10 protein-coding genes are annotated in these 8,538 nt (G+C 39.7%); 8 read left to right on the forward strand and 2 right to left on the reverse strand.

Translation table 11 applies throughout. The annotated features are described in order from the left end of the window. The first annotated feature begins 141 nt into the window (after positions 1-141). The 4 genes from P2G85_RS20785 (at position 142) to P2G85_RS20810 (ending at position 2,811) form a co-directional block, all read left to right on the forward strand. Positions 142-528: an ASCH domain-containing protein gene (locus tag P2G85_RS20785; RefSeq protein ID WP_160167792.1), complete on the forward strand. Its 387-nt coding sequence runs from the start codon at positions 142-144 to the stop codon at positions 526-528. Between the two features lie 140 nt (positions 529-668). After that, positions 669-1,379, forward strand: a complete 711-nt coding sequence (locus tag P2G85_RS20795) for a hypothetical protein (protein WP_275865944.1) — start codon at positions 669-671, stop codon at positions 1,377-1,379. Positions 1,380-1,518: 139 nt separating this feature from the next. Beyond that, positions 1,519-1,845, forward strand: a complete 327-nt coding sequence (locus tag P2G85_RS20805; protein WP_275865945.1) for a hypothetical protein — start codon at positions 1,519-1,521, stop codon at positions 1,843-1,845. Between the two features lie 162 nt (positions 1,846-2,007). Then, complete coding sequence (locus P2G85_RS20810) at positions 2,008-2,811, forward strand: hypothetical protein (RefSeq protein ID WP_275865946.1); 804 nt, start codon at positions 2,008-2,010, stop codon at positions 2,809-2,811. A 212-nt stretch (positions 2,812-3,023) separates the two neighbouring features. On the opposite strand, the gene P2G85_RS20815 is transcribed toward P2G85_RS20810, so the two are convergent. Next, positions 3,024-3,467, reverse strand: coding sequence for a hypothetical protein (locus P2G85_RS20815; protein WP_275865947.1), 444 nt, complete (start codon positions 3,465-3,467; stop codon positions 3,024-3,026). Between the two features lie 673 nt (positions 3,468-4,140). Here P2G85_RS20815 and P2G85_RS20820 point away from each other — a divergent pair. Then, positions 4,141-4,602, forward strand: coding sequence for a GNAT family N-acetyltransferase (locus P2G85_RS20820; protein WP_275865948.1), 462 nt, complete (start codon positions 4,141-4,143; stop codon positions 4,600-4,602). An 830-nt stretch (positions 4,603-5,432) separates the two neighbouring features. Here the strand turns inward: P2G85_RS20820 and P2G85_RS20825 are convergent. Continuing rightward, positions 5,433-5,648 (reverse strand): hypothetical protein, encoded by a 216-nt coding sequence (locus P2G85_RS20825; RefSeq protein WP_275865949.1) that lies wholly within the window; start codon positions 5,646-5,648, stop codon positions 5,433-5,435. 253 nt (positions 5,649-5,901) lie between these two features. Between P2G85_RS20825 and P2G85_RS20835 the strand changes: the two genes are divergently transcribed. From P2G85_RS20835 to P2G85_RS20850, 3 genes are all read left to right on the forward strand, one after another. Further along, a complete protein-coding gene (locus P2G85_RS20835; RefSeq protein WP_020840814.1) occupies positions 5,902-6,390 on the forward strand; it encodes a hypothetical protein in 489 nt (162 codons plus the stop codon). A gap of 157 nt (positions 6,391-6,547) precedes the next feature. Next, the gene (locus P2G85_RS20845; protein ID WP_275865950.1) at positions 6,548-7,093 is read left to right on the forward strand and encodes an N-acetyltransferase; all 546 of its coding nucleotides are present in this window, start codon (positions 6,548-6,550) and stop codon (positions 7,091-7,093) included. A 148-nt stretch (positions 7,094-7,241) separates the two neighbouring features. Beyond that, the gene (locus P2G85_RS20850; protein WP_275865951.1) at positions 7,242-8,303 is read left to right on the forward strand and encodes a hypothetical protein; all 1,062 of its coding nucleotides are present in this window, start codon (positions 7,242-7,244) and stop codon (positions 8,301-8,303) included. Positions 8,304-8,538: the final 235 nt, after the last annotated feature.

The raw sequence follows: 8,538 nt of genomic DNA on the forward strand, positions 1-8,538 counted from the left end.
AACTAACAAACTGCTCAAGAGGGATTCACAACGCGTGGCATTTTTACTATGCGTTGATTTTAGTGATTAAGGTGGTGTGCGGAGGCTTCGGTATTGCGTTGTTCACCCCTTAGCAGGGCGTTATGTTTCATGGAGGAAAACTTGAAAGCTCTATCAGTAGTTGAGCCGTGGGGAACAATGATCGCCAATGGATTAAAGTCATTGGAAATTAGATCATGGAGTCCAGAGCTACTACCAATGCTAAATGTTGCTTTGGTTCAAAATAACACACGTCTAACGAGAGACGGTGACGAAGATGTTGATGGTCGAGTTGTGGCTATTGTTGATATTGTCTCAAGTGAACCATGGGTAAAAGAGGACTGCAAACATTCAGGCTGTGATGAGTCAGAGTTTGAAGAGGGCTGGTTGGCATGGAAGTTAAAAAATATCAGAAAGCTAGATAACCCAGTGAGTGCAATAGCAAAACGTAAATTCTACGATTTGACAGATTCTGAGGCTATTGCCGTCAAACGTGAGTTAGAAACATAACAAATTGTTCAAGAGTGATTCGGCACGCGTGGCATTTTTACTATGCGTTGGTTTTAGTGGTTAAGGTGTTATGCGGAAGCTTGGGTATTGCGTGCCTCACACCTTAACAAGGCGTTATATTTCTTTTTGAGGTTCGGTCAATGCGACAAAATAGAGAAGAAAACTTAATTGCAGAGTTATTCTTAGGGCAGGGATACTCCCTGAAAGTAGAGCCTGACGGTAACGTACCTCCGGACCTAGTCTTGGACGATAAAATTGCTGTAGAAGTGACGAGATTGAGCAAGATAATTAATGTTCATAGCTCTCCCAAATCTATCGATAACGATTCTTCATCGGTAATTGCTAAGTTAAAGAAAGCGATTAACACCCCTAAAAATAGCGAGACTCTGCCTCATAGATACTCGGTTACAGCTATCATAAAACGCCCTTTTGGAAACCTAAAGAAAGTTACCACGGATATCAAAGTAAAACTTAAAGAGATTGATAATTCGGAGTTTACAGAAAATGAAGTCAGAATAGAAATATCGAAGTCTATTTCAATTACGATCTCAAAACGTAATGTTGATAACGGCAATGGTTTCTTGCTGACGGGTATCATTGATTTAGATGCTGCTTACCATGATAAGGAGATCATGTTGGCAAGCATAAACTTTTGCCATACTTCGAAAGCAAAGAAAGTAGAGCCGTATTTTGAGCGCTATAAGGAATGGTGGTTGGTTCTGTCGGATACAATTACGTACAACGGCAGTGATGAGTACATAGATTATATCGCTAAAAATATTTGTAAATCACCGTTTAGCCGGATAATTATTGCAAACAGTCTCGATGGCAAGGTGGTATCAGAAATATAACAAACTGTTTAAGAGTGATTCGCAACGCGTGGCATTTTCACTATGCGTTGGTTTTAGTGTTTAAGGTGGTATGCGGGAGCTTCGTTATTGCGTTGCTCACACCTTAACAGGGCGTTATGTAATAAAAGAACGTAAGAGTATGGAAAAAGAAGAACAAGTAAAGCAAGAATTAGTTGAAAAGCAACCCCGTAGTGAAACAGAAGCTTTTGCTGCCCTGATAAAAAACATTTCACAGCCTATAACAGAAAGTCAAATTATAGTTGCAAAAGAAACTACAAAGCAGACTGAAATTATCGCGAAAACGACAACATCCCTATTTATGGGGCTCATTGGTATCGCTTTTACTATTGTAGTGTTGGCTGGACTTGCTTTGTATAAAGGTGAAACTCAATTAACAGAAAAAATCATCATCGCCCTAATAGGGTTTCTTGGTGGTTTTGGTGTTGGTAAATCTGCTTCTAGATAATTACATAACAAAGCATTCAAGAGTGATTCCCAACGCTTGGCATTCTTAGCTCAAGGTGGGTTATGTGTTTACGGTGCAATGGGTTAGGTTAGGTGGTTAGCGTTGCTCACACCTTAATGCGGCGTTATGTGCTTTTGTGGAAAATGGAGTTTAGAAAATAAAGTGGTCAGTGTAAAATTTGTATATCAAGGAATAATAGACTTTTACCGTGAACTAAATAAGTCGCAAAAACTATACTTTGTAAGTGCTATTTTCTTCACTGTTCAGTTTTTTACTAAGTACCTACCTGAGCCAGCCAATAAAACGTTTTTTAGCTTAGCTATGATCTTTTTAGTTTGGGCTGTAATTAATGATTTACTTGCGCTTTATCATACCTTGTGGAATACCCCGTTGGGTAAAGGGATATTGTTGTTAGGGTACACGTTTTTGGCAAATTTGAGCCTTTCTCTTGGGGCTCAATATGTTAATAATTCGGTTGGTGTAGAGCCATATTTATATAAACATTCAATCGTCTTTGCTGCAATTATGTCAGTACCTGTTGTAGCCGCTTTGGTGGCGGCCGTGGCTTGGCTTGTCGCAATAGTTTTTGGTTCAATATATTTGCTCTTTGGGTTAAATATACAGCAAGCCAGTGATGCAGGTCTACTTAAAGATGTGCTTCCAAAAAATAGTGAGATACATCCTTTCATTACTACGATTGTAAGAGTCTTAGCTATAGGCTTAGTGTGTTATTTTGCTTACAATTTATTTGCTGGATACAATGAGCGTTACAATGACTTTGTAGTTAAGCAGACTAAGGCATTTTTATATCATTTTGAAGCACTTGAACACTCTAGGTGTAAAATACAGGGCGGTTCAAAGTTTTTACCTCTAAACGACAAAGAGCTGATTGTTGCATCGCAAAATTCAGCAGGTAATTATGTGTTCAAATTGGAAGTTTGTAAGCCCAAGTTACCACGCACATAACAAAGCGTTTAAGAGGGATTTGGCACGCGTGGCGTTTTTAGTATGCGTTGGGTTCGGAGTTTACGGTGTATTGCAGAGGCTTTTGTATTGCGTGCCGGCACCCCTTAACGCGGCGTTAGCTGTCACTCGAAAAACGTGAGTTTGAGAAGGGAAGGTTTCAGGGTAACTAGGTGACTACCCTGAAGTCGTATTTGGCATTTATTGGCTAAGTTCTATTCCCAGAACTTCCACCATTTCTTACTATTCTCTTCGCGCTTTTCTTGACCCTTTTCAGAGCCCTTGTCCAGTTCATTTCGAGCTTGGTCGGCTTTCTTATCTTTCTGCTTTTCGAATCCAGATTTCTTGTCTTTAACTTTTTCTTTTAGCTCTTCGACTTCTTCCTGCTCATCTTCAAGCTGTTCTAACTCGCGCTCGAGAGCTTTTTTGTCTTTCTTGTTTTTGGCTTTCTTAGCCTTTTCCTTTTTTTCTTCGATTAGCTTTTCAAGCTCATCTTCACGCTCTTCAATTTGAGTTTCAGCTTTTTTCAAATCGGAAATCGATTTTACATCCTCTAGGTTTGGTTTTCCTTTCCCAGCCCATTCAGGTTTTTCCGCTAAAGCTGCTGGTGCCATAAACGTAAGAAGGCTTGCTAATGCAATAACATTTGTCTTTTTCATGATAATACTCCTTTAAATCATGCTCTTAACATATACACTACAATGAATGGTATCAAGCGGTTTAGTACCATTCACGAAGGGTGTGAAGCTAACAAAGCATTTAAGAGTGATTCACAACGCTTGGCGTTTTCGCTTCGCTCAAGTATAGCCAAGCGTCGCTCACACCTTAATGCGGCGTTAGCTGTCACATGAAATAAATCGGAACGCCTGAGTTGATTTTTCCATTAATGTAAAAGTGTACATTGTACAGAATTTGGATATAACCATATAATATCAATGGTTTATTTGTAAAAAGGTTTTGTTTTGAACAAGTGCTATGTGCGTAAGAATGATGGCTCGTTGACGGAAGCGTTTCTGACAGGGAAAAAGCATAAAGCAAGCTGCAAAGTCGAGGGGAAAAGGTTTACTAGTAAGTATACTTTTGTAACTTTTAGCGAGAAGCCAAATGCCAAAGAGTACATGATCAGCGACTGTAATATCTTATCAGAGGCGGAATATCTCTCTTTGCTAAGGTGGTGACATAGTGAGCAGCTAACAAGCAATTTAAGAGGGATTCACAACGCTTGGCACTTTTGCTTCTACTTCAAATTTAGTGTTTATGGCACAATGCGTTAGGTTGGGTGGTGGCGTTGTTCACCCCTTAATTGGGCGTTATACCGCAAAGGAGAAATCAATGATAAAGCAAATAAGCGGCACAGATCAGTCGCTCTTATCTCTATCAAAAACAAGCTTCTCCGAGCTACGAAAAATCTATCGCCCAACTTCCAAAGCTCAAAGAAACCAAGCTAGTTCAACAGATGAGTGGACTTGTTTGGGATATTATTTGGATTACCAGCTAGTGGGTCTTATAAAGGCTAAGTTGTCCGGCAAGACGCTTAATTTAAGTACACTTGCTGTCATGCCTGAATGTCGTAAAAGAGGCATAGCTCGAAGCTTAATTTTGGAGGCGGAGCGTATGTTCTCAAATTCAGACTTGCTCTCAGTTTGGTGCGTTGAGCAAACTGGTAATGTAGAGATCTTTGAGGCTCTAGGTTTCAAGGTTGCGGAGCGTGTTGAGTCAGATATTTTTGAGTTGACTGACAGCTCAAACGTTAAAGCAATAGAAGTTCGTCTGGAGCGGCAGGCAGCGGTATAACAAAGCGTTCAAGAGGGATTTGGCACGCGTGGCATTTTTAATATGCGTTGGGTTCAGTGTTTATGGCGCTGTGCGGTAGCTTTTGTATTGCGTGCCGGCACCCCTTAACGCGGCGTTATACGCTATATGAAGAAAGCCTCAAAATTCAGGCCAAAAATTTCAGTTTTCAGCGTTGATTTTTGGTGTTTGGGCGTCGAAGTCTGCCCGTTTTAATCCTAGTATTTTTCGGTTCGAGGCTCACATTCTGGCCGCCGTTTCGGGATGGTTTTATTCTTTGTAGCTGATAGTGCCAGGTCAGTTGACGCGAAATCTGTCGCTGAAATTCAGCTCTGTGAGTTTATCTTTCTAAAAGTTGATTTACTCGCTGAAAGGGTGCTTTCTCTGGTGTGGTGAGTTCACGTTGTTTTAGTGAGTTTGTGGAAAGTCCTCATTGTGAAATTGTCTTTCCAAAATTGCTTTTTGGTGTTGCAGATCCGTTTTCTGCGGCGCGGTTTGTTCCAAGTGGTTTCAGTGACAAGCCGCTGTGAGTCTAAGCCTGACTTAGGTGCATCAAAGCACATAAAAAGCATGGTTTCAAAGTGGGGCTTGGCATAAAATCTTGGCTTAAACGTTCATGCGTATAACAAAGCGTTCAAGAGGGATTTGGCACGCGTGGCATTTTTAGTATGCGTTGGGTTCAGTGTTTATGGCGCTGTGCGGTAGCTTTTGTATTGCGTGCCGGCACCCCTTAACGCGGCGTTAGTTTGCAAGAGGAAAAATGCAGCTATATCGCAAGATCTAGTGTAAAGGCTCAAAGTTGAAATTGTCGTATTGGCGTTGTGAGTTTGGGGTTATTGAGTCGAACTTTTTTGCTGAAACTCTGCTCTGTGAGTTTGTTGGTACAAAAGCCGATTTACTTGCTGAAAGGATGCTTTCTCTGGTGTGGCAAGTTCACGTGGTTTCAGTGGCTTTGTTGAAAGTCCGCATTGTGAGATTGGTTTTACAAAAGCGCTTTTTGGTGTTGTGAGTTCGTTTTCTGCGGCGTTGTTTGTTCCAAGTGGTTTCATTGAGTAGCCGCTTTTAGACTACGCCTGACTTGAATGCATCAAAGCACATAAAGCTTGTTGTTTGCAAAGTTTAAAATAACGTAAAATCAACACTTTGGGTCTGCAAACTAACAAACTGCTCAAGAGGGATTCACAACGCGTGGCATTTTTACTATGCGTTGATTTTAGTGATTAAGGTGGTATGCAGCGGCTTCGGTATTGCGTTGCTCACCCCTTAGCAGGGCGTTAAATGTAAATGGAGGTAATTTAGTAAATGTCGAAATCCCCCTATTTAAAAAATCACAACCGGTTAGGTAATGTTATTTCAGCTATCCAAGTTATGGGTAAGTATGGGTTCTATAAGCTTGATTATGCTGGCTGGGCGATGAGAATTACAGGTGATGAAAATAATGCAGATTATTGGAAAACGATATTTGAAGAGCACCCAGAGTTTTTTCGTGTTGACGGAGAAGGTAAAAAGGTTTCTTTAGCTTGGAGGCGAAGCTATCGAAAACGATATAATGTTGATGAACAAAGAGATTTGAGTTTTCAAGAATTTAATGCGCTGAATGATGAAGAGAAAAAGAGAATCTCACGAACGCCGCTTAGTGGAGAAGAAATAACCGTTCTTATTCAGACTGCCATTGAACTTCATTCTAGAGCTATTGAACAAAATAAGGAATATAGATGGCTATCTAATCCATTATTGAGCATTCTAGGTGGTGTTCTTGCTGCTTTTATTGGATGGTTGGCCAAAGGTTGATTTACATTTAACAAACAATTTAAGAGTGATTCAGCACGCTTGGCATTTTCGGTTTGGATTGAGTTTAGTGTTTACGGTGGTCTAGTTAAGTGTCGTGGTCGCGTGCTTCACACCTTAATTGGGCGTTATGCGTAATCGATGGAGTACAGAATATTAGATGGAAGTTGTAGAAGCGGAAAAATCGGATTTAGATTCATTCTTTGCGTATCTTGAAAATCAGCTGTCTGAAAATGGTAATGGTGACGTTCCTCTTTTCCAGCCAATGTCCAGAGAGCAAAGTGAAATTCCAGAAGCAACAAAAGATAAGTTTATCCAAGGCTTTTCCCATCAGTTTGGCGATTTAGGTTGGAGAAAGCTCTGGGTTGTAAAAGACACCTCTGGAAGTATCAAAGGTCATATTGATCTTCGCCACCACAGTGATGAAAGCCGTTCTCATCGAGTTCTACTTGGTATGGGCGTAGATGCTTCTTGCCGGAAGCAAGGTCTTGGTCAAAGACTCATTGATGCTGTTATAAATTTCTGCCAAGAAAAAGCAGAAATTGACTGGCTTGATCTTTGTGTATTATCAGAGAATTTCCCAGCAAAGAACCTCTACCTAAAAGCAGGGTTCAATGTTGTCGGAGAGTTCAAAGATCAATATAGAATCGACGGTTTGTCAGTCTCGGAAACAGCAATGACAAAGTGCGTCAAAAATTACGCATAACAAACAATTTAAGAGGGATTCCCAACGCTTGGTATTTTTTTCTTCTACTTCAATTTTAGTGGTTACGGTACAATGCTTTAGGTTGGGTGGTAGCGTTGCTCACCCCTTAATTGGGCGTTATACGATTTAAGAGTAAGGAGTAGTAATCGTGACAAAAGAAATTCTATTGAATGAGTATGATGAAAAAAAGCAACTTTATACACATTTTTCAAAATCAATGGAGTCATTGATTAACACTCTGTTGAGTGCATCAGATATCACTCCTCATTCAGTAAGTTCTAGGGTAAAAGACAGAAGTAGTCTACTAAAGAAGATAGTAAAAAAAGACAAATATACATCTTTGACAGAATTAACCGATATTATTGGTGTTAGAATAATTACCCATTATTCAGATGATGTAGATCGTATCGCCAGTATAATTGAGCAGGAATTTTCAATAGACCCCGAAAATTCAATTGATAAGAGAGCGAGTCTAGACCCTGACCGATTTGGCTATCTATCATTACATTACGTAGTCGGCTTATCTGACAGTCGTGCCAATTTAATTGAATACAGTAGATTTTCAGGTATGAAAATTGAAATTCAAATACGTTCAATATTACAACATACGTGGGCAGAGATTGAACATGATATAGGCTATAAATCAAAGATTGAAATACCTAAATTGGTACGCCGTAAGTTTTCGCAATTGGCTGGTTTACTTGAACTAGCAGACGACCAATTCATTCAAATTAGAAATGAACTTGAAAATTATGAACTAGATATACAAGAAACAATTGTACAAGCCCCACAGGATGTGAGCATTGATAAGGTATCAATCTATAATTATCTTAAGTCTAGTGAACTCTTGGCACAGCTTGATACTGAAATATCAGAAATTATGGGTGTGGAACTTATAGAACTGACAAAAGAGAATGCAGCTCGACATGTTAAGTACTTATCCTATTTTGGTATCGAAACTATATCGCAGTTAGAAGAAGAGGTTGTTCGTTATAGAGAGTTCATCATCCAAAGAGCTAACGATATTGATACCGATAGTGATCATGTGAGTAAAGGCATATCTATTTTCTATTTGTACCAAGTGTTAGCTTCTAAAATAGGAACGGAAGAAGAAATATTAGAATTTCTGAATAAAATGAGTTTATCTTTGATCGATCAGAGAGCACAGTTTGCTTCCTATCTATCAAAGTTCGGTGAAAAAATCGTATAACAAAGCATTCAAGACGGATTCCCAACGCTCGGCATTTTCGGTTTGAATTAGCCTAAGTGTTTACGGCGCAATGGTTTAAGTCGGGTTGTAGGCGTTGCTCACCACTTAATGCGGCGTTATGTTTTCGAGGAAATATGTCACATATCGATAGTAGTAACTTGTATGAAGAGCTTGCTCAATTTGAACAATTGCCTGGGCTAATTGACAAGGTTTCGGTCGAGTCTTTTCAATCTGT

This window comes from Vibrio sp. CAU 1672 (assembly GCF_029223195.1).
Taxonomy (GTDB): Bacteria; Pseudomonadota; Gammaproteobacteria; order Enterobacterales; family Vibrionaceae; genus Vibrio.

What these genes read in the sequence shown, in the direction of transcription:
- P2G85_RS20815 (WP_275865947.1), bottom strand. Translation starts at nt 3,467, where the DNA reads ATGAAAAAGACAAATGTTATTGCATTAGCAAGCCTTCTTACGTTTATG.
- P2G85_RS20805 (WP_275865945.1), top strand. Translation starts at nt 1,519, where the DNA reads ATGGAAAAAGAAGAACAAGTAAAGCAAGAATTAGTTGAAAAGCAACCC.
- P2G85_RS20825 (WP_275865949.1), bottom strand. Translation starts at nt 5,648, where the DNA reads ATGAAACCACTTGGAACAAACAACGCCGCAGAAAACGAACTCACAACA.
- P2G85_RS20795 (WP_275865944.1), top strand. Translation starts at nt 669, where the DNA reads ATGCGACAAAATAGAGAAGAAAACTTAATTGCAGAGTTATTCTTAGGG.
- P2G85_RS20845 (WP_275865950.1), top strand. Translation starts at nt 6,548, where the DNA reads ATGGAAGTTGTAGAAGCGGAAAAATCGGATTTAGATTCATTCTTTGCG.
- P2G85_RS20835 (WP_020840814.1), top strand. Translation starts at nt 5,902, where the DNA reads ATGTCGAAATCCCCCTATTTAAAAAATCACAACCGGTTAGGTAATGTT.
- P2G85_RS20820 (WP_275865948.1), top strand. Translation starts at nt 4,141, where the DNA reads ATGATAAAGCAAATAAGCGGCACAGATCAGTCGCTCTTATCTCTATCA.